This window comes from Curtobacterium sp. BH-2-1-1, from assembly GCF_001806325.1.
GTDB lineage: Bacteria > Actinomycetota > Actinomycetes > Actinomycetales > Microbacteriaceae > Curtobacterium.
Genome location: NZ_CP017580.1, coordinates 2,701,642 through 2,722,559, shown reverse-complemented (window position 1 = coordinate 2,722,559; position 20,918 = coordinate 2,701,642). Strand labels below are relative to the sequence as shown.

General features: G+C 71.6%; 17 protein-coding genes. 12 read left to right on the top strand and 5 right to left on the bottom strand.

What is annotated here, in order from left to right; all coding sequences use genetic code 11:
* The first annotated feature begins 56 nt into the window (after positions 1-56).
* A complete protein-coding gene (locus BJK06_RS13000) occupies positions 57-1,799 on the top strand; it encodes a dihydroxyacetone kinase family protein (RefSeq protein WP_070418250.1) in 1,743 nt (580 codons plus the stop codon).
* Positions 1,796-2,278: a ribose-5-phosphate isomerase gene (locus BJK06_RS12995; protein WP_070418249.1), complete on the top strand. Its 483-nt coding sequence runs from the start codon at positions 1,796-1,798 to the stop codon at positions 2,276-2,278. The genes BJK06_RS13000 and BJK06_RS12995 overlap by 4 nt, the downstream gene beginning before the upstream one ends.
* Positions 2,279-2,347: 69 nt before the next feature.
* Here the strand turns inward: BJK06_RS12995 and BJK06_RS12990 are convergent, their stop codons facing one another.
* Positions 2,348-3,826, bottom strand: a complete 1,479-nt coding sequence (locus BJK06_RS12990) for an FGGY-family carbohydrate kinase (protein WP_070418248.1) — start codon at positions 3,824-3,826, stop codon at positions 2,348-2,350.
* A gap of 122 nt (positions 3,827-3,948) precedes the next feature.
* On the opposite strand from BJK06_RS12990, the gene BJK06_RS12985 reads away from it, so the two are divergent.
* The 3 genes from BJK06_RS12985 to BJK06_RS12975 are packed head-to-tail and all read left to right on the top strand — an operon-like array spanning position 3,949 to position 6,843.
* The gene (locus BJK06_RS12985) at positions 3,949-5,019 is read left to right on the top strand and encodes an outer-membrane lipoprotein carrier protein LolA (protein ID WP_070418247.1); all 1,071 of its coding nucleotides are present in this window, start codon (positions 3,949-3,951) and stop codon (positions 5,017-5,019) included.
* Positions 5,016-5,966, top strand: coding sequence for an ABC transporter ATP-binding protein (locus tag BJK06_RS12980; protein WP_070418246.1), 951 nt, complete (start codon positions 5,016-5,018; stop codon positions 5,964-5,966). The genes BJK06_RS12985 and BJK06_RS12980 overlap by 4 nt, the downstream gene beginning before the upstream one ends.
* Positions 5,953-6,843 carry an ABC transporter permease gene (locus BJK06_RS12975; RefSeq protein WP_070418245.1) on the top strand — a complete coding sequence of 297 codons (891 nt, stop codon included), beginning with the start codon at positions 5,953-5,955 and terminating at the stop codon, positions 6,841-6,843. The genes BJK06_RS12980 and BJK06_RS12975 overlap by 14 nt, the downstream gene beginning before the upstream one ends.
* Here the strand turns inward: BJK06_RS12975 and BJK06_RS12970 are convergent.
* The 4 genes from BJK06_RS12970 to BJK06_RS12955 form a co-directional block, all read right to left on the bottom strand.
* Positions 6,840-7,901: an NADP-dependent oxidoreductase gene (locus tag BJK06_RS12970; protein WP_070418244.1), complete on the bottom strand. Its 1,062-nt coding sequence runs from the start codon at positions 7,899-7,901 to the stop codon at positions 6,840-6,842. The two genes, BJK06_RS12975 and BJK06_RS12970, sit on opposite strands and share 4 nt — an antisense overlap.
* A 147-nt stretch (positions 7,902-8,048) precedes the next feature.
* Positions 8,049-8,963 carry a metallophosphoesterase gene (locus BJK06_RS12965; RefSeq protein WP_070418243.1) on the bottom strand — a complete coding sequence of 305 codons (915 nt, stop codon included), beginning with the start codon at positions 8,961-8,963 and terminating at the stop codon, positions 8,049-8,051.
* Positions 8,964-9,066: 103 nt separating this feature from the next.
* Positions 9,067-9,408: an L-rhamnose mutarotase gene (locus BJK06_RS12960; protein WP_070418242.1), complete on the bottom strand. Its 342-nt coding sequence runs from the start codon at positions 9,406-9,408 to the stop codon at positions 9,067-9,069.
* Between the two features lie 56 nt (positions 9,409-9,464).
* Positions 9,465-10,826, bottom strand: a complete 1,362-nt coding sequence (locus BJK06_RS12955; RefSeq protein WP_083295241.1) for an MFS transporter — start codon at positions 10,824-10,826, stop codon at positions 9,465-9,467.
* Between the two features lie 123 nt (positions 10,827-10,949).
* Here BJK06_RS12955 and BJK06_RS12950 point away from each other — a divergent pair, with 123 nt between their 5' ends.
* The 7 genes from BJK06_RS12950 to rhaI all read left to right on the top strand — a co-directional run bounded on the left by BJK06_RS12950 (position 10,950) and on the right by rhaI (position 20,918).
* Entirely contained in the window at positions 10,950-11,960 is a 1,011-nt protein-coding gene (locus BJK06_RS12950; protein WP_070418241.1) for a LacI family DNA-binding transcriptional regulator, read from the top strand.
* A 339-nt stretch (positions 11,961-12,299) separates the two neighbouring features.
* Positions 12,300-13,394, top strand: coding sequence for a LacI family DNA-binding transcriptional regulator (locus BJK06_RS12945; RefSeq protein ID WP_070418240.1), 1,095 nt, complete (start codon positions 12,300-12,302; stop codon positions 13,392-13,394).
* A 561-nt stretch (positions 13,395-13,955) separates the two neighbouring features.
* On the top strand, positions 13,956-15,278 hold the full coding sequence (locus tag BJK06_RS12940; RefSeq protein WP_070418239.1) for an ABC transporter substrate-binding protein: 1,323 nt from the start codon (positions 13,956-13,958) through the stop codon (positions 15,276-15,278).
* A 79-nt stretch (positions 15,279-15,357) separates the two neighbouring features.
* The gene (locus tag BJK06_RS12935; RefSeq protein WP_083295454.1) at positions 15,358-16,212 is read left to right on the top strand and encodes a carbohydrate ABC transporter permease; all 855 of its coding nucleotides are present in this window, start codon (positions 15,358-15,360) and stop codon (positions 16,210-16,212) included.
* 92 nt (positions 16,213-16,304) lie between these two features.
* Positions 16,305-17,108: a carbohydrate ABC transporter permease gene (locus tag BJK06_RS12930; protein WP_070419452.1), complete on the top strand. Its 804-nt coding sequence runs from the start codon at positions 16,305-16,307 to the stop codon at positions 17,106-17,108.
* A gap of 121 nt (positions 17,109-17,229) precedes the next feature.
* Positions 17,230-19,545 carry a family 78 glycoside hydrolase catalytic domain gene (locus BJK06_RS12925; RefSeq protein ID WP_070418238.1) on the top strand — a complete coding sequence of 772 codons (2,316 nt, stop codon included), beginning with the start codon at positions 17,230-17,232 and terminating at the stop codon, positions 19,543-19,545.
* 203 nt (positions 19,546-19,748) lie between these two features.
* Positions 19,749-20,918, top strand: a complete 1,170-nt coding sequence (rhaI, locus tag BJK06_RS12920; protein WP_070418237.1) for an L-rhamnose isomerase — start codon at positions 19,749-19,751, stop codon at positions 20,916-20,918.

The following is a 20,918-nucleotide window of genomic DNA, read 5'->3' as shown; positions in this document are numbered from 1 at the left end:
GGCCGTCCCGCCGTCGCCCGGTGCACCACCCCCACTCGATGCGAAGGACAAGCACCATGACCACGATCCACGACGACCCGGAGGAGTTCGCCGAGGACCAGCTCGCGGGCTGGCTCGCCCTCTACGCCGACCGGGTCCGCGGCGTCCACGGCGGCGTCGTCGCCCTGCCGACCGAGGGCGCCGAGCCGCAGGTCGCGGTCGTCGTCGGCGGCGGTTCCGGCCACTACCCCGCGTTCTGCGGCGTGGTCGGGCCGGGGTTCGCCACCGGGGCCGTCGTCGGCAACATCTTCACCTCGCCGTCCACGGCGCAGGTCTACTCGGTCGCCAAGGCGGCGGACCAGGGGAAGGGCGTCGTGCTGTCGTTCGGCAACTACGCCGGCGACACGATGAACTTCGGGCTCGCGGCCGAGCGGCTGAACGCCGAGGGCATCGACACCCGCATCGTGGTCGTCACCGACGACATCGCCAGCGCCGACGAGGAGTCGAAGCGCCGCGGCATCGCCGGTGACTTCTCGGTCTTCAAGGCCATGGGTGCCGCGGCGGCCGCCGGAGCCGACCTCGACGAGGTCGAGCGCATCGGCACCGCATCCAACCGGGCGACCCGCACCATCGGCGTCGCGTTCTCCGGCTGCACGATGCCCGGCGCGACCGAGCCGCTCTTCACCGTCCCCGAGGGCCACCTCGGCCTCGGGCTCGGCATCCACGGCGAGCCGGGCATCGAGGACGTCCCGCTCGTCCGTGCGACCGAACTCGCGTCGCTCCTCGTCGAGCGGCTGCTCGCGGACCGCCCGGACGCCGCCCGCACCCGGGTCGCGCCGATCCTGAACGGTCTCGGCGACACCAAGTACGAGGAGCTCTTCCTGCTCTGGGGCCGTGTGCTCCCGCTCCTGCAGGACGCCGGGATCGAGGTCGTCGAGCCCGAGGTCGGCGAACTCGTCACGAGCCTCGACATGGGCGGCTGCTCGCTCACCCTGCAGTGGCTCGACGACGAGCTCGAGGCGCTGTGGAGGGCCGACGCGTACACGCCCGCGTACCGCAAGGTGGCGGCGCCGGTCGCGGCGCTCGTGCCGGCCGACGCCGTGGACGCAGCCGAGGACGAGGCGACGGTCGTGCCGGACGCGAGTGGCGCCTCCAGGCAGGCCGCGCAGACGGCGCGCGCCGCGATCGAGGCGGTCGATGCGCTCCTGCGGGAGCACGAGGAGGAGCTCGGCCGCATCGACGCGGTCGCCGGGGACGGCGACCACGGACGCGGCATGGTGAAGGGGATCGGTGCGGCCCGCAAGGCGGTCGACCGGGCGGGCCAGGAGGCAGGGGTCGCCTTCGTCCTCGGACGCGCCGGTGACGCGTGGGCCGAGTTCGCGGGCGGCACCTCCGGGGTCCTGTGGGGTGCGGCGCTCGAGGCGTTCGGCCGGTCGCTCCGCGACGACCGCTCCGCCTACGAGGCGTCCGACGTCGTCGAGGCGGCGCAGGCGTTCGCGGACTCGATCGTGCACCTCGGCGGGGCGTCCCGCGGGGACAAGACGCTGCTCGATGCGCTGCTCCCGTTCGTCGACGAGCTGCGGAGCGGCGTCGAGGCTGGCACGCCGCTCACCGAGGCGTGGCAGGCTGCCGCGCAGGTCGCGGTCGCGGAAGCCGCTGCGACCGCAGACCTCAAGCCGAAGGTCGGGCGTGCCCGGCCGCTGGCGGAGAAGAGCCTGGGGACACCCGACGCGGGTGCCACCTCGATGGGGATGATCCTCACGCGGGTCGGCGAGGTCCTCGCCACCCGTGCAGCAGACAAGGAAGGGACACACGCATGACGTACCGTCTCGTGGTCGGTTCGGACGACGCAGGGTTCGACTACAAGGAGATCATCAAGGCCGATCTGCTCGCCGATCCGCGGGTGGAGTCCGTGGTGGACGTGGGGGTCGACGCGGACGGGCACACCGCCTACCCGCACGTCGCCGTCGACGCCGCACGGCTCGTCGCGAACGGCGAGGCGGACCGGGCGATCCTGATCTGCGGCACCGGACTCGGCGTCGCGATCAGCGCGAACAAGGTTCCGGGCATCCGGGCCGTCACCGCGCACGACTCGTTCAGCGTCGAGCGTTCGATCCTGTCGAACGACGCCCAGGTCCTCTGCATGGGCCAGCGCGTCGTCGGCGTCGAGGTCGCTCGGCGCATGGCGCGCGAGTGGCTCGGCTACGAGTTCGACCGCTCGTCCGCGAGCGCGTCGAAGGTCGCGGCGATCTGCGAGTACGACGGCAGCGCGCCGGCGGGCGTGGACGCGTCCGCTTAGGCGCTCCGAACCACGAATCCGACATCGAACCGGCCGCCGAGCCTGGTTCGATGTCGGATTCGTGGTTCGTCAGTGCGTGCGACCGCGCGCCGCCAACCGGTGCACGACGGCCCTCGTCGCCTCGTACAGCTCGCGGTAGTCGCGGTAGCCCGGCTCGTACGCCGCCGTCGCCGCGGGATCGGGCTCGATGCGCGCGGCCGGCGGGTTCCACGCGGTGACGTCCACGTCCGCGACGAGCCCGGCCGCGAGGAACGCCGACCCGTAGCACGCACCGATCGTCACGCTCGGGACCGTCTGCGGCAGCCCGGTGACGTCCGAGACGATCGTCGGCCAGAGCCGTCCGAGCAGCCCGCCGCCCGCGCCGACGAGCTCGTGGACCTCGACCCCGGCCTCGCGCAGCACCTCGACGTTGTGCCGCACCGCGTAGGCCGTCGCCTCGAGCGTCGCCCGGTACAGGTCACCGCGGGTGTGCCGCACCGTGAGGCCCGCGATCACCCCGCGTGCGTCCGGGTCCGCGATCGGGGTCCGCTCCCCCGCGAAGTACGGCAGCATCAGCAGGCCGTTCGCCCCGATGCCGGCGCAGCGGGCCTCCTCGAGCATCGTCGACCACTCGCCGTCGACGAGCCGCCGGAGCCAGTCGGTGATCGCCCCGGAGGTCGCCATCCCACCGGCGACGCTCGGCTGCCCCGGACGGGTGCCGACGGTGGTCCACATCCCGGGCACCGAGACCGGCTCGTCGGTCGGCGCGATCATGAACATCGTCGTCCCGTACTGCAGGAACATCCGCCCGGGCACGGCGGCTCCGACGCTCACGCCCTCGGCCCAGGCGTCGATGGTCCCGGCCGTCACGGGGATGCCGACCGGGAGGCCCGTGGCCGCAGCCGCCGCGGCCGTCACGGTGCCGGCCCGGTCACCCGACCAGACGAGTCTCGGCATGGCGAGCCCCGGCGCGAGCCGTTCGCACCACGCGTCGATCCAGGTGTCCTCGTGCACGTCGTAGAGCGGTGTGCACTGGCTCGCCGAGTGGTGGTCGAGGACGTACTCCCCCGTCAGCAGCTCCACCACGCGTGACGACGGCATCGTGAACCGCGCCGCACGCGCCCACACGTCGGGTTCGTGCCGGGCGACCCAGGCGAGCTTCACACCGGCCGCCTGCGTGCTGAGGGCGGAGCCGCACCGGGAACGGATCGCCTCCTCGCCGCCGAGCTCTGCCGTCACGGCGGGGAGCATCTCGGCCGTCCGGGTGTCGACGCCGTACAGGATCGCGGGCCGCAGCGGTTCCCCGGCGTCGTCGGTGAGGAGCACGCACGGGCCGATGCCGCTCACGCCGACGGCCTCGACCTCGGCGTCCGGCACCCGCTCGAGCAGCTCACGGGTCAGGGCGGTGAACTCGTCCCACCACACCGCGGCGTCCATCTCGACGAGCCCCTGCTCCGGACGGTCGACCTCGTGCCGTCGTCCGACCTCGGCGATCACCGTGCCGTCGAACCGCGTGAGCAGCGCCTTCGTGCTCGACGTCCCGATGTCCAGACCGAGCACCGCCCGCATGCCGCCTCCTTCGCCGCCACCGACCCGCGTCGGTCGCCCCCGAGTCTACGAACGCCCAGCCCACTGTCGGCGGGCCGACGTACCGTACTGCCGACTCCGAATGCTCCACCGAGGGGAAACCGATGAAGAAGTCAGCCTGGCTGCCCGCCGTCATCGCACCGGTCGTCGTCGCCGGCGCCGTCGCTGCGCCGATGATCGCGAACGCGTCGAGCGACCCGGTCGCGGGGACGAACCCGAGCGCGGCGGACGTCATCGCCAGCATCGCGGGGTCGTCCGACGCGAAGTACTCCGGCAAGCTCGTGCAGACGAGCGACCTCGGCCTGCCGGAGCTCCCGACCGGGTCCGGCGGCTCCTCGCTCGAGGGCGACGCCTCGGACGCGCTCGGCCTCCTCACCTCGTCGCACACCGCCCGCGTCTACGTCGACGGCCCCGACAAGCAGCGCGTCCAGCTGACGCAGCAGCTCGCCGAGCAGGACCTCGTCCGGAACGGGTCCGACGTCTGGACCTGGGACTCGAAGGAGCGCACGGCGACGCACGTCACCCTCCCGAAGGACGCCCGGACGCCGGAGTCCGGCGCCGCGACGCCGTCCGACATCGCCAAGCAGGCGATCGACGCGATCACGCCGAGCACCACGGTGTCGAAGCCGAAGGACGTCCGGGTCGCCGGCCACGACGCCTGGCAGATCACCCTCACGCCGAAGTCGACGGGCACGCTCGTCGGGTCCGTGCGCCTGGCGGTCGACCAGCAGACCGGCCTGCCGCTGCGCGCCACGATCGAGGCGAAGGGCCAGTCCGACCCCGCCGTCGAGGTCGGCTTCACGAGCCTGCAGTACGGCGCGCCGGCCGCACGCCTGTTCGACTTCACGCCGCCCACGGGCGCGACGGTCGAGACGAAGGACCTCTCCGACGCGGCAGCCCACGGCACGGGCGACGCGCAGCACCGACACGGACGCACCGGCGACGAGCCGACGGTCACGGGGACGGGCTGGAGCACCATCGCCGAACTGCCGAAGGGCTCGGTCGACCAGACGGCGCTCGGCGACGACGCCAGTGGACTGCTCGACCAGCTGACCAGGTCGGTCGACGGCGGCCGCGCGGTGCAGACCTCGCTCGTCTCGGTCTACCTCACCGACGACGGCCGGGTCCTCGCGGGCGCGGTCCCGGTGTCGGCGCTGGTCGCCGCAGCCGAGTGAGCACGCCCGAAACAGCCCTCGCGATCCGCACCACCGGACTGGCGAAGGTCTTCCGCAAGCAGCGCGCGGTCGACGGGATCGACCTCGCCGTCCCGCGCGGCGCGGTGTTCGGCTTCCTCGGGCCGAACGGCTCCGGCAAGACGACGACGATCCGCATGCTCCTCGGGCTCTCCAGCGCGACGGGCGGCACGATCGAGGTGCTCGGCGAACCGATGCCGAAGGCCCTCCACGACGTCCTGCCGCGCGTCGGTGCACTCGTCGAGGGCCCGGCGTTCTACCCGTACCTCTCCGGCCGCGCGAACCTGTTCCGGTTCGACGCCGCCGACCCCACCTCCGACCCACGGACCCGCAAGACCCGGGTGGCGAGCGCCCTCGATCGCGTCGGGCTCTCGCACGCGGCCGACAAGAAGGCGCACGCGTACTCGCTCGGCATGAAGCAGCGGCTCGGGCTCGCGAACGCCCTGCTCGCCCCGCGGGACCTCCTCGTGCTCGACGAACCGACGAACGGCCTCGACCCCCAGGGCACGCGCGAGGTCCGCAACCTCATCCGCTCCCTCGCCGACGACGGCACGACCGTGTTCGTCTCGAGCCACCTGCTCGCCGAGATCGAGCAGGTGTGCACGCACGCCGCCGTGATGCGGACCGGCAAGCTCGTCGCGCAGGGGCCGCTCGACGAGCTCCGCGCCGCCGGTGCCCGGACGGTCACGGTCCGGACGCCCGACCTCGGGCAGGCCGGCACCGTGCTGAGCCGTCTCGGCCTGACCCCGCGGCACGAGGGCGGTGCCGACGTCCTCGTGGCCGACCTGCCACCAGAGGTCCTGCCCGAGACCATCACGACCGAGCTCGTCCGCGCCGACGTCCGGGTGCGCGGGCTCACGGTCGGCGGCGGCACCCTCGAAGACCTCTTCGTCGCCCTCACCGGAGAGGGCTTCGATGTCGCAGCCTGACGCCGCCACCGTGCCGACGGACGACCCGCAGTCGCACGACGTCCGCGCCTCCCCACGTCCCCGCCAGCGCCCCTTCGCACTCCTCGGCTCCGAGCTCGCCCTCGTCTTCCGACGCCGCCGCACGTGGGCGATGCTCGGGGCGCTCGCCCTCGTGCCGATCCTCATCGCCGTCGCCGTCCGGCTCACGACCGGCGACGACTCCGGTGGTCCCGCGTTCCTCGGCGACATCACGAACAACGGGCTGTTCGTGGCGTTCACCGCGCTGACCGTGTCGATCCCGCTGTTCCTGCCGCTCACCGTGGGCGTGGTCGCGGGTGACACCGTCGCGGGCGAGGCCAGCCACGGCACCATCCGCTACCTGCTCGTGGCCCCGACAGGCCGCGTGCGGTTCATCCTCGTCAAGTACGCGGGGGCGGTGGCGTTCTGCCTCGCCGCGACGCTCCTCATCGTCCTGGTCGGGGCCGCGATCGGTGCCGTGCTGTTCCCGATCGGCCCGGTGGCCCTCCTCTCGGGCACGCAGGTCGACGGCTGGTCCTACGCCGGCCGGGCCGTGCTGCTCGCGCTCTACGTGACGCTGTCGATGCTCGGGCTGTCGGCGATCGGGCTGTTCGCCTCGACCCTGACGAGCGTGCCGGTCGGTGCGATGGCCGCGACGGTGGTGCTCGCCGGGGCGTCCCAGGTGCTCGACCAGCTTCCGCAGCTCGACTGGTTGCACCCGTACCTGTTCTCGCACCAGTGGCTCGGGTTCGGCGACCTGCTCCGCGACCCGATCGCGTTCGACTCGTTCGGGTCGAACGCCGTGCTCCAGCTCGGCTACGTCGTCGTCTTCGGCGCGCTGGCGTACAGCCGGTTCACCACGAAGGACGTCCTGAGCTAGGCGCTCGGGCTCGCCGACCCGCCCGCCATCGTCTCGGAGTCGCTCCCCCGCGCGTCGGCGTACCGGTCGCGCAGGTCCCGGGCCTTCTCCGAGCGGTACCAGTCCATCCGTGCACCGGTCTCGACGGTCTGCATCCCGATCACGACCTTGCCGCGGGACTTCATCTCGGCGAGGTCCTCGTACGCCTCGACGATGTACTCGAACGGGTAGAACCCGGAGATGAGCACCTGCACGCGACGGTCCTGTACGGCCTTCGCCAGGAGGGCCAGGAGCTCCCGGGTCTCCTCGTCCTCGGCCGGCGCCCGCAGGAACCGGATCTCGATGTCGCGTCGCGCCTCGGACGACACGAACCGCCCCGGTGCGACGCCGAGGCGTTCCGCGAGTTCCTCGGCCCGGCTCTCGCCGTGGTTGTCGATGAACGCGGTGATCGGGCGGCCGGCCGCGATCGCACGGATGCGTTCCTCCTCGCCCTCGCCGTACACGACGGGCAGGGTGCCGATCTGGCGGAGGTAGTCGTGGTTGCGCGCACTGCCGAGCGCGATGACGGTCGCCCCGGCGTCGTGAGCGAGCTGGCACTCGATGTGCCCGACGCCGCCGGCCGCAGCGGTGATGACGACGGTGTCCTCCGGTCCGAGCTTGAGGCTGCGGACGACCGACACCGCGGTGCACCCGGCCAGGTAGAGGCCGCCGGCGACCTCCCAGCCGACGTGCTCCGGCTTCTTGATGACGGCAGCGCGCGGCACGACGAGCCAGGTGGCGTGCGACCCGCCGGTCGGTGCGTGCCCCATCACCTCGTCGCCGACGCGCAGGTCCTTGACCCCGTCGCCGCGTGCCCGGACGATGCCGGCGAAGTCGACGCCCTGACGAGCCGGGAACGTGAGCTCGATGTGGTCCTGGAGCTTGCCCTCTCGCAGGAACCGTTCGATGTGGTTGAGCCCCGCCGCGACGATCTCGACGACGATCTCGCCGGGACCCGCTTCCGGGCGTTCCTGCGGGACGAGCTCGACGACGTCGAAGTCGCCGTACCGGTCGTACTGCACTGCACTGCCGATCCGCATGGGGTGCTCCTTCGCTCCAGGTGTGCCACCGGCCTACTCGGAGTTCCCGACTGCAACCCGAACGCGCGGGGTACCGGCGTGCGCACACGACGAACGGGAGGGACGGTGCGCGCCCGCACCGTGCCTCCCGTCCGACGAACGGCGCGTCTACTGCCCGGTGGACGCCTCGATGACGCGCGCCACGGTGTCCGCGTCGAGCGCGAACGCGAGCGGGTCCGCGTCCGGCCGCGGCACGCGGACCGGTGTCGACCAGACCGAGCCGTCCTCGGCGACGTCGACGACGAGCGCTCCGGAGTCGACGTACGCGGACTCCTCGTCGTAGGCGCCGGTGACGTCGGTGTCGTTCGCGACACCGGGCGCGACGAGCACGGGCACGCCCGCGAGCGTCCCGGCGAAGTGGTGGTGGTAGTGCCCCGCGAGCACGACCCGGACGTCGGAGCCGCGGATCGCGTCGGCGAGCGCCTCCGGGTTGCGGAGTCGCAGGGCCTCGTGCAGCGCGGTCGGTGCCGGCAGCGGCGGGTGGTGCAGCACGACGACGGTGCCGTGCGGCGCGTGGTCGCCGGCGAGCGCGGCGCGGAGTCGTTCGAGCGACGCCTCGGCGATCTCGCCGTAGCCGACCCCGGGGACGCTCGTGTCGACCGTGACGATCCGCCGACCCGCGACGAGGGACTGCCCCCAGACCGGCACGGTCGGCGGGTGGTACTCCATGGTGTGCATGAGCGGCCGGCCGCCCTCGCCGAGGACGTGGCCGTTCGCGAGGACCTGTCGGAACCCCTCGCGGAGGTCGTGGTTGCCCGGGACTGTGACGAGCGCCGCGCCGTGGCGTTCCGCCCAGCCGCCGACGCGCTCGAGCACTGCGGCGTACGACTCCGGGGAGCCGTCCTCGGAGACGTCGCCGGACACCACCACGAGCCCGATCCCCGGGACGCCGTCGACCCGGGCGAGCACGCCCTCGAGCGCGGCGGTCGTGTCGACGGACCCCTGGTGCAGGGCACCGTCGCCCGTGAGGTGGGTGTCGGACAGGTGGAGGACGCGGAGGGTCCCGGCTGCGGGCTGCTGCATGGCCCCACGGTAGCGAGGGTGCCTTGCAGTCCCCGGTGCCCCGCGGACGTCGTTCGGTGAGCAGGAATGGTCGGGTCCGGCGACGGGACCCGACCATTCCTGCTCACGATGCGCCCGACGCGAGCTGGTCCTCGAGGTTGAAGACCTCCGGCAGTACACGCGCCGCCTGGTCCGCCCGCCCGGTCGCGCCGTCGAACAGGTCCTGCATGTGCGCCTCCCACGCGGCGGCCACCTCGGACGTGGCGAGCGACGCGTCGGCATCCGCCACCGAGTCCGTCTCGTAGTACCCGATGAGCAGGCCGTCGTCGTCGAGGAACAGCGAGTAGTTCCGTCGTCCCGCGGCCGCGATCGCCCGCAGCATCGCCGGCCAGACCGCGGCGTGCCGCTCGCGGTAGGCGTCGAGGTGCTCGGTCCCCACCTGCAGGCGGAAGCAGACGCGGGTCACGTGATCCGCGCCTCCAGTGCCGTCGGGGAGGCGCGCATCACGCTGGTCCGCGTCGCTCACCGTGGCGTCCGCTCGTCCCGCGCACCCTGCAGCGTCTGCTGGCGCGCGGCGTGCTCCTCGGGCGTGCGGACCGTGCCGGTCGCGCTGGTGACGGTGCCGTAGCGTTCGGCCTCGATCTCCTCGAGGGTCTTGCCCTGCGTCCGCGGCGCCCAGATCGTCCCGACCAGGAACGACAGCGCGAGCAGGCCGAGGATGAGCCCGCCGAGTGCACGGAGCCCGATGTCGGAGAGCAGGAGCGGGAACCAGATGCTCAGCAGGCCGACCATGACCCGCGCGGCGAGGAACAGGACGCCCTGCGCGCTCGCCCGGTAACGGGTCGCGAACAGCTCGCTCGTCCAGAGCCCGTAGAACGCCTGCGCGCCGATGCCCGACGAGATGCCCCACGCGATCGCGAAGAACAGCAGCGTGCCGAGGTTCGCGGGCGCGTAGATGAGGACGGCCCAGGCGACGACCGCGAGCGCGGCGCCGATCGCGTAGAGCAGCCTCCGGCTCATCCGGTCGGCGAAGCGCATGAACCCGAAGTACGTCGCGGCGACGGTGCAGCCCCACACGAGGATCTGCAGCCCGTACTGCTCGGTGACGCTCGTCACGCCGGTGGCGGAGTAGACGCGGGGCTGGAAGATGCCGGCCTGCCCGGCCACGGTGTTCCAGAGCGCGTAGACGCCGAACAGGAACAGCATCGCGGTGAGGTTCTTGCGGCGGCTGAACAGCTGGGTGAAGCCGTGGAAGAAGTTCGCGGAGCCGGTGGCCGCGCGCTCGTCCTTCCAGATCGTGGACTCGGGCAGGCCGCGTCGCAGCCACCACACGATCGCGGCGACGACGAACAGGTGCGCGAAGATCAGGCGGCTGCCGAGGAGCCCGAGCGGCGCGGCGGCGATGGCCAGGGCGAAGCCGACCATCGGGCCGATCGACCAGGCGAGCTGCGCGGTGCCGACGTGGGCAGCGCGCTTGTCGGCCGGGGCCTGTTCGGCGATGTAGGTCCAGCTCGCGGGGACGCCCGCGCCGACCGCGATGCCGGTGAGGATGAACCCGACGAGGAGCATGCCGTAGCTGCCGGCGAACACCGCGAGCAGGATCCCGAGCATGTAGAGCAGCAGGTCGTAGGTGTAGATGAACTTCCGGCCGTAGCGGTCGCACAGGGGTCCGCCGATGATGGCGCCGGCCGCTGCGCCGAACGCGTTCGCGGACAGGCTGGCGAGGAGCCCGACCTGCAGGTCCCCGACGTGGAACTGCGCCTGCCAGAGGCTGAGGCTCGTGGCGATCGCGATGATCGACCCCGACTCGATGTAGTTCGACATGGCGACCGAGATCGTCGCCTTCCAGCCCGTGGTGTTGCGGGCTCCGATACGGACCGCCATTGGTCCTCCGTTCGCGTGTTCGTCAGTGAATCGTTTCAACGGTGCTGCGGAGACGGTACTCGTCGTTCGGCCGGAGGGCAAGTCGCTCCACCGGAACGCCCGCCCCGATGCCAGGATGACCCCATGGCAGTGAGCGTTCGGGACGTCGCAGCGCTCGCCGGCGTGTCACTCGGCACCGTCTCGAACGTGCTGAACCGTCCCGACAAGGTGGCACCGGGGACCGTCGAACGCGTGCAGTCCGCGATCGCCGAACTCGGGTTCGTCCGCAACGACTCCGCCCGCCAGCTCCGCGCCGGCCGCAGCTCGACCGTCGGGCTCATCGTGCTCGACGGCGGGAACCCGTTCTTCACCGACGTCGCCCGCGGCGCCGAGGACGCGGCCATGCAGAAGGGTCTGGCCGTCCTCGTCGGGAACTCCGACGAGTCGGTCGACCGCGAGCACACCTACGTCGACCTGTTCGAGGAGCGCCGCGTCGCCGGACTCCTCATCTCCCCCGCCGGGGACGACCTCGGCCGCCTCGAGCGACTGCGCGACCAGGGCACCGCCGTGGTCCTCGTGGACCGCCGTGCCGACGACGAGCACTTCGCGTCCGTCTCCGTCGACGACGTCGCCGGAGGCCGCATCGCCGTCACGCACCTCACCGCGATCGGACGCCGGCGGATCGCCTTCGTCGGCGGCCCGTTCGGCATCCGGCAGGTCACCGACCGCCACTCCGGCGCGGTCGCCGCGGCCGAGGCGTCGGGTGCGGCGCTCGAGGTGATCCCGACCACGTCGCTCTCCGTCCTCGAGGGTCGGCGCGTCGGCGAGGAGATCCAGGCCCGACCGGCCGCCGAACGCCCGGACGCGGTGTTCGCGGCGAACGACCTGCTCGCCGTCGGCCTCGAACAGGCGTTCATCATGCGCGGGTCGATCCGGGTGCCGGAGGAGATCGCGATCGTCGGGTACGACGACATCGCGTTCGCCGAGGCCGCGGTCGTCCCGCTCACCTCGGTGCGGCAGCCGGCGCAGGACCTCGGGCGGCGGGCGATCGAACTGCTGCTCGCCCAGGTGGACCAGGGGCAGGGCACGGACCAGCTGCACGTGGAGTTCACGCCCGAGCTCGTCGTGCGGCAATCCACGGTCGCCGAGCGCTGAGGTGCGCTGCGCGCTTCGCCGCGTGCCCGTGATCGTGCCGCCGGAGCGACAGGACACAGGCATGCCGTGGCGTCCGTGACGGCAGAGCGACAGACCCCCGGGAACCGTTCGCGGCACACCGTCGCGTTCGCGGACCGGGCGGCGAGCCGCGTCGGACGGGAGGCGCGGGTCGGCGCCGCACCGCGCCTCCCGTCACGGCCGTCGCCCCGCTGGCGCGGTTCGCCGGAACCGGCTGGGGGGCCCACCTCCCGTCCGACGGATGGCCGGGTGGGCGCGTCGGTGCGCCGGCCTGTCCGGCGGATGGCCGGGAGGGCGCGCCGGTCCGCCTACGATCGGAGCATGGTGCATGTCCCCCGGCGCGACGGACCGCCGAGCGTGCACCACGTCGCCGCTCGGGCGGGCGTCTCGCTCGCGACGGTCTCGAACGTGCTGAACCACCCGGAACGCGTGGCGGACGCGACGGCGGCGCGGGTCCGTGCCGCGATCACCGACCTCGGGTACACGCCGAACCGCAACGCGCGGGCACTCGCCTCGGGGAGCACGCGGGCGATCGGGCTCGTCGTGATGTCCCTCCGCAACTCCCTGTTCAGCGACATGGTGAACGGTGCGCAGCTCGCCGCGCGTGAGCGTGGGCTGACCCTGCTCATCACGAGCAGCGAGGACGACCTGCAGGCGCAGGGTGAGCACCTCGCGTTCCTCGAGAGCGCACGTGTGTCGGGGATCCTGCTCGCCCCGATGACCCAGTCCCGCGAGCAGGTCGAGACCACGCGGCGGCACGGGCGACCGGTGGTCTACGTGAACTTCGAGCCGACCGAGGTCGATGCGTGCTCGGTGGTGGTGGACAACGAGCAAGCGGCGTTCCTCGCGACGGAGCACCTCATCGAACGCGGCTGCCGACGCATCGGGTTCGTCAGCGCCCGTGCGGAGCTGCAGCCCGTCGAACGCCGGCGGGCGGGGGTGCTCCGTGCGGTCGCCGCCCACCCCGAGGTCACGCTCGTCGACATCGACGCCGGTGACATCGACCCTCCCGGCGGGACCGACGCCGGTGCACGCATCGCCGCCATGCCGGCGAACGAGCGGCCGGACGGCATCCTCGGTGTGACGGATCTGCTGGCGATGGCGGTCGTGTCCGAACTGCGCGCGGCGGGGATCCGGGTGCCGGAGGACATCCCGGTGTCGGGCTGCGACCACAACTCCGTCGCGTGGGGCGGTGCCGTGCCGCTGACCTCGGTGACGATGCACGGGTCGGAGATGGGCGCGGCGGCGGTCGAGCTCATGCTGGCCGAGCTCGACGAGGACCCCGCGGACCACGTGCACCGGACGGTGGTGCTCGGGAGCGAGCTCGTGCCGCGTGAGAGCACCCTCGGGCGAGCGGGGGCGGCCGAGGCGGCTGCCCGGACGGCGCCGAGCGACCCGAGGCGTACCGAGGCCTGAGCGGCCGCGCGCGGCGCTCGGCGCTCGGCGTTCCCGAGTCTCACCTCGGCGGACAGTTTCGCGGGCGCGGAGCCGCGAAAGTGTCCGCCGAGGCGAGTCTCGCGCGGTGGCCCCCGCGCGCGAGGTTTCGCGCTGAGCGACACCTCACGCGCCGCTGGGCCCGTGAACTGTCGGCCAGCGCGAAACGTCGCGACCGCCCGCCCCGCCCGCCCCGCTCCGCCAAAGCGACAGTTCACAGGACGGCTCCGCGCTCGACCCCGCCGAAGCGACACATTCCCACGCGGGTTCGACGGCACAGTGTCGCTTTGCCGCCAGCGCAGCCGCACCGCCCGCCCAGCGCGCCCCGCCCGCCGGGGCCGACCCGCGCCTCCCGGCTCCCGCGGCCGGCGGGACCGCGCACTTGCGTAACGAATCAGGATCGGTGATTGACACGCTTCAATCCGCATGGTTCCATTCCGATTGAAACGTTCTAAACAGCACCACCGGGAACCGCATCGGCGCGGTGACCGGGTCCGTTTCACCCGGGTTCCCCCAGTCCCGGGCCTTACGAGGAGGTAAGGAATGTCAGCTCGTCCCCTGACCACCAGGTTGCTCGCCATCGGCGGCGCCGCGGTCCTCATCGGCAGCCTGGCCGCGTGCTCGTCGGGCGGCTCCGCCGACACCGGCAGCGGCGGCGGCAAGGTCACGATCACGTACCTCGCCGACAACGCCGAGGCCACCGCCGCCACCGCGAAGCCGCTCATCGCCGCGTTCGAGAAGGCGAACCCCGACATCACCGTCAAGTTCGACACGAAGCCGCAGGGCACCGACGGCGACAACCTGGTGAAGACCCGGCTGTCGACCGGCGAGATGGCCGACGTCTTCAACTACAACTCCGGCTCGCTCATGCAGGCGCTCAACCCGGACAACACGCTCGTCGACCTCTCGAAGGAGAGCTGGGCGAAGGACGTCGACCCGCAGTTCACCAAGGTCGTCAGCACCGACAAGGGCATGTACGGCGCACCGTTCGGCACCAGCTTCGGCGGCGCCGTCCTCTACAACAAGAAGGTCTACGCGGACCTCGGCCTGAGCGTCCCGACCACGTGGGCGGACTTCATCAGCAACAGCGAGAAGATCAAGGACGCCGGCATCGCGCCGATCATCCAGACCTACGGCGACACCTGGACCAGCCAGCTGTTCGTCCTCGGCGACTTCGCGAACATCACCGCGCAGCAGAAGAACTGGGCGACGCAGTACACGAAGCACAAGGAGTCCTACGCGGAGCAGCCGGCACTGGCCGGGTTCCAGCACCTCCAGGAGGGCAAGGACAAGGACCTCTACAACGAGGACTACGCGTCCGCCACGCAGGCGAACGGCCTGAAGATGCTCGCCGAGGGCAAGGGTGCCCAGTACCCGATGCTGACCAACGCGATCTCGGCGATCCAGCAGGACTCGCCCGACGCGGTGAACGACATCGGCGCCTTCGCCCTCCCGGCGGAGAACGCGGACGACACGAACCTCACCATCTGGGAGCCGAACGGCCTCTACATCCCGAAGACGACCACGGGTGACAAGCTCGCGGCCGCCAAGAAGTTCGTCGCCTTCGCGAACTCGTCCGAGGGCTGCAAGGTGCAGAACGACACCGGCACCCCCGGTGGCCCGTACGTCATCTCGACCTGCACCCTGCCCGACTCCGTCCCGCCGATGATCGGCGACCTGCAGAAGTACCTCGACGACGGCAAGGCGAGCCCGGCGCTCGAGTTCCTCTCCCCGATCAAGGGCCCGAACCTCGAGAAGATCTGCGTGCAGGTCGGCTCGGGCATCACGAACGCGGCGAAGGGCGCTGACCAGTACGACGACGACGTCGTCCAGCAGGCCCAGCAGCTCGGCATCAAGGGCTGGTGATCCGGTGACCGCGACCCTCACGACGGCGGTGGCCCCGCCGCAGACCACGAAGGCAGGCCCCGGGCCGGCACGGCGCCGCATGCGCTCGTTCTACCCGGCCTGGTTCTTCATCCCGGCGATCGCGCTCTACGTCGTGTTCTTCGCGGTCCCGACCTTCGCGGGGTTCTACTTCTCGCTCACCCGCTGGACGCTGTTCGACCAGACCTTCATCGGCTTCGACAACTTCGTCCGGTTCTTCCAGGACCCGCAGCTCGTCTCCGGGTTCGTGCACACGTTCGAGTACGGGTTCGTGACGAGCGCGGCGAAGGTGGTCCTCGGACTCGCCCTCGCCCTGCTCCTCACGAGCCCCGTGCTCGGGCGCGGGTACCTCCGAGCGGTGGTGTTCTTCCCCGTGCTGGTGTCGACCATCGGCATCGGCATCACGTTCAAGGCGCTGATGGACCCCTTCCACGGGATCATCAACGGCGCCCTCGGGGCGGTCGGCCTCCCCACACCGGGGTGGCTGACCGACCCGGCCCTCGCCCTCTGGAGCGTCGCCGCGGTGGACGTCTGGAAGGGCGTCGGCATCGCGACGCTCATCTTCATCGCCGGCATCGTGGCGATCCCCCAGGAGTACTTCGAGGCCGCCCGGGTCGACGGCGCCAGCGCGTGGACGATCTTCAAGAACATCACGCTGCCGCTGTCCCGCCCGGCGATGGGGACGGTCATCATCCTGTCGCTCATCGGCGGCCTGCGATCGTTCGACCTCATCTGGGCGATGACCGGCGGCGGACCCGGCTTCACGAGCGACGTCATCGCGAGCGTGATCTACAAGCAGTACCAGGCCGGGTTCTACGGGCTGTCGACCGCCGGCAACGTCGTGTTGTTCATCGTGGTCACGGCGATCATGGTCCCGATCTCCTGGCTCATCAACCGCAAGGAGGCGGACCTGTGACCGCGATCACCACCGGCCGACGCGCCGGCGCCGGCGCCGCGAAGACGCCCACCCCGCGCCGACGGAGCCCGCACACCGCACGCAAGTGGGTCATCGGCATCGTCGCGATCGTCGTCAGCTTCGTGGTCTTCCTCGTGCCGTTCGTCTTCGTCCTGCTGCAGGCCGCGAAGAGCCCGGCCGAGGCCAACCAGCTCGGCTTCAGCCTGCCGACCCAGTGGCAGCTGTGGCAGAACCTCGTGGCGGTCATGCAGACCGGCGACGGCGGGATCCTGCGATCGTTCATGAACAGCGCCGTGCTAACCGTGGGGAGCGTCATCATCATGGTGGTGTTCTCCGCGATGGTCGGCTACGTCCTGCAACGGCGGCCGAGCAAGTGGAACGGCCTGATCAACTTCTTCGTCCTGGCCGGCCTCATCGTCCCGCCCGCGATCGTCCCGACGATCTGGGTGCTGCAGGGGCTCAACCTGTTCAAGACCATGGGCGGGATGATCCTCATCGAGGCGACCTTCGGCCTCTCGTTCTGCATCCTGCTCTTCCGGGCGTTCGTCGCGACGATCCCCAAGGAGCTCGACGAGGCAGCCGTGCTCGACGGCGCCGGTCCGATCCGTCTGTTCTTCGGGGTCGTCCTGCCGCTGCTCAAGCCGGTCATCATCACGGTCGTGCTCGTGCAGTCGGTGACCGTGTTCAACGACTTCACGAACCCGCTGTACTTCCTGCCGGGTTCCGAGAACGCGACGGTGCAGCAGACGCTGTACACGTTCCAGAGCCAGTCGGTCAGCCAGCTGAACCTGCTGTTCACGGACGTGCTGCTCATCACGATCCCGCCGCTGATCCTCTACATCTTCTTCAACCGTCAGATCGTCGCCGGCATGACGAGCGGCGCCGTCAAGGGCTGACGCCCGATCCACGGCCTGGAGGCGCGACCCGCCTCCACCACCCCGCCCCCGCGGGCGGGTGGCCGGGCCCACGACCCCCGCACCGGTCGACGACGACCGGTCGCGTGAAAGGACACACCACATGACCGCCTGGACAGCACCGTTCATCGCGAGCGACGCCGACCTCGGGAGCGCACCGATCCTGCGCCGGGAGTTCACCCTCGACGACGGCCACGGTGCCGTGACGAGCGCGACCCTCGACGTCAGCGCCCTCGGCGTCGTCGAGGCCTGGCTCGGCGGGCAGCGCGTCTCCGACCACCTGCTCGAGCCGGGGTGGACGAGCTACGAGTGGCGCGTCCGCGTCGTCTCGCACGACGTCACGGCACACCTCACCGACGCCGAGCCGGGTGGCGCCGCCGTCCTCGCGCTCGTCCTCGGCAAGGGCTGGGCCGCCGGACGCCTCGCCTGGGGCGGCGGTGGCGGCTGGTACGCCGACGAGGTCGCCGGGTTCGCCGAACTCCGCGTCACCTTCGCCGACGGCCACGAACAGCTCGTCGCGACCGACACCGACTGGCAGGCACTGTCGAGCGCGATCACGGCCGACCAGCTCTACGACGGCGAGGACATCGACGCCCGCCTGCGCGACGGCTCCTTCCTCACGCCCGGCGACGTGACGGTGCCGAGCGTGGACGGGCACGAGGGCCGCACGAGCACGGTGCACACGGTGGACCTCGGGGAGCGCGAGCTCGTCGCCGACACCGTGCCGCCCGTCCGACCGCTCGCCGAGATCGCCCCGGTCGAGGTCTGGACGAGCCCCGCCGGCGCCACGCTGGTCGACTTCGGCGTGAACCTCGTCGGCTGGATCCGGGTGACCGCGTCCGGCCCGGCGGGGACGGTCCTGACCCTGCAGCACGCCGAGGTCCTCGAGCACGACGAGCTCGGCACGCGTCCCCTGCGCACCGCGAAGGCCACCGACCACTTCACCCTGAGCGGGGACGGCCAGGACGTCTTCGAGCCGCGCTTCACGTTCCACGGCTTCCGGTACGCCCAGGTCGACGGGTGGCCCGGCACGCTCGACGAGCTCCGCGCCGCCCTCACCGCGGTGCAGGTCGGGTCGGACCTCCCCCGCACCGGCACGTTCGAGTCGAGCCACGAGCTGCTGAACACCTTCCACGACAACGTGGTGCGGGGCATGCAGGGCAACTTCCTCAGCGTGCCGACCGACTGCCCGCAGCGCGACGAACGACTCGGGTGGACCGGCGACATCGCGGCGTTCGCGCCGACGGCCTCGTACCTCTTCGACACGCGGGCGTTCCTCGGCGACTGGCTCCGCGACGTGTGGCTCGAGCAGCAGCACGCCGACGGCATCATCCCCTTCGTCGTGCCGGACGTGCTGAAGTACTCCCCCGCCGAGGACTTCGGCAAGCCCGACGCCACCGCCGTCTGGTCGGACGCCGGGGTGTGGGTGCCCTGGACGCTCTACCAGGCGTACGGCGACACCGCGGTGCTCGAGGAGCAGTTCCCGTCCATGGCCGCGCACCTCCGGCGGGTCCGCGACCACCTCTCCCCAGAGGACCTGTGGGACACCGTGTTCCAGTTCGGCGACTGGCTGGACCCGGACGCCCCGCCGGAGGACCCCGCGGCGGCGAAGGCCGACAAGGGCGTCGTCGCGACGATCTGCGCGTACCGGTCCGCCACCATCGCGGCGGACGCGGCCGAGCTGTTGGGCGGCCACGAGGCGGAGGCGAGCGAGTTCCGGGAACTCGCGTCGCGCCTCCAGGCCGGCTTCCGGACCCACTACCTGCAGGACGACGGTCGGATCCTGTCCGACTGCACGACCGTGTACACGCTCGCGATCGTGTTCGGGATCCTGTCCGAGGCGGAGCAGGCCACGGCCGGCGACCGTCTGGCGGAGCTCGTCGAGCAGTCCGGGTACCGGATCTCGACGGGCTTCGCCGGGACGCCGTTCATCACGGATGCGCTGACGCAGACCGGACACCTCGAGGACGCGTACCGGCTGCTGCTGCAGACCGAGTGCCCGTCGTGGCTGTACCCGGTGACGATGGGCGCGACGACGGTGTGGGAGCGGTGGGACTCGATGCTGCCGGACGGCACGATCAACCCGGGCCAGATGACGTCGTTCAACCACTACGCGCTCGGTGCCGTGGCGGACTGGATGCACCGCGTGGTCGGTGGTCTCGCGCCGTTGACGCCCGGGTACGAGTCGGTGCTCGTGGCGCCGCAGCCCGGAGGCGGTCTCAAGTGGGCGTCGACCTCGCTGGACACCGTGCACGGGCACGTCGCCGTGCGGTGGGAGCTCGTCGACGGAGAGTTGCTCGTGCGGGTGACCGTGCCCGAGGGCGGCACCGCGGTGGTGCGGCTGCCCGGTGCTGCGGAGCAGCGCGTGTCGGGAGGCACGCACGAGCTGCGCGCGCCGGCCGCCGTCCCCGCGGGGTAGCGGCGGCCGCGGCGCGGCGCGGCGGCGCTCGGCGGCTTGCGGGGCGTCGCTCCGCCCCGTGTCGAACCACGTTCCCGACGTCGAACCAGCCTCACCGCCCGGTTCGATGTCGGAAACGTGGTTCGTCACCCACCCCGGCTTGCGCGAACCCCGCGCAGCACGTACCGTATGAAACGATTCAATCGACACGAGGAAGTGACACGATGACATCAGCGAGCTTCAGCTCCGTCGCCGGCCAGCTGGCCCGGCAGGCGATCGAGCTCCCGAGCTGGGCGTTCGGCAACTCCGGCACCCGCTTCAAGGTGTTCGGGACCCCCGGCACCCCGCGCGACCCCTACGAGAAGATCGCCGACGCTGCCCAGGTCCACCGGTACACCGGGCTCGCACCGACCGTCGCGCTCCACATCCCGTGGGACCTCGTCGACGACTTCGCCGACCTGAAGCGCCACGCAGAAGAGCACGGCGTCTCCCTCGGCACCGTCAACTCGAACACCTTCCAGGACGACGACTACAAGTTCGGCGCCCTGACCCACGTCGACGAGACGATCCGGCAGAAGGCGATCGACCACCACCTGCGCTGCATCGACGTGATGGACGCCACGGGTTCCCGCGACCTGAAGATCTGGCTCGCGGAGGGCTCCAACTACCCCGGCCAGGAGGACATGCGCTCCCGCCAGGACCGCCTCCACGACTCGCTGACCACGATCTACGACCGCCTCGGCCCGGACCAGCGCCTCGTGCTCGAGTACAAGTTCTTCGAGCCGTCGTTCTACCACACGGACGTCCCGGACTGGGGCACGAGCTACGTGCAGACGGCGGCGCTCGGCGACAAGGCGATGGTCTGCCTCGACACCGGCCACCACGCCCCCGGCACGAACATCGAGTTCATCGTCATGCAGCTCCTGCGCCTCGGCAAGCTCGGCAGCTTCGACTTCAACTCGCGCTTCTACGCCGACGACGACCTCATCGTGGGCGCCGCCGACCCGTTCCAGTTGTTCCGCATCCTCGTCGAGGTCATCCGCGGCGGCGGCTACGACAACCCCGACGTCGCGTTCATGCTCGACCAGTGCCACAACATCGAGGACAAGATCCCCGGGCAGATCCGCTCGGTGCTCAACGTCCAGGAGATGACGGCCCGAGCACTGCTCCTCGACCGCGTCGCACTGACCGCCGCACAGGAGGCGCACGACGTCCTCGGCGCGAACGAGATCTTCATGGACGCGTACCAGACCGACGTCCGGGCCGACCTCGCCGCGTGGCGCGAGTCCCGCGGTCTCCCCGCGAACCCGATGCACGCATACCTCGACTCCGGCTACCAGCGGCAGATCGCCGAGGACCGGGTCGGCGGCGTCCAGGCCGGCTGGGGCGCGTAG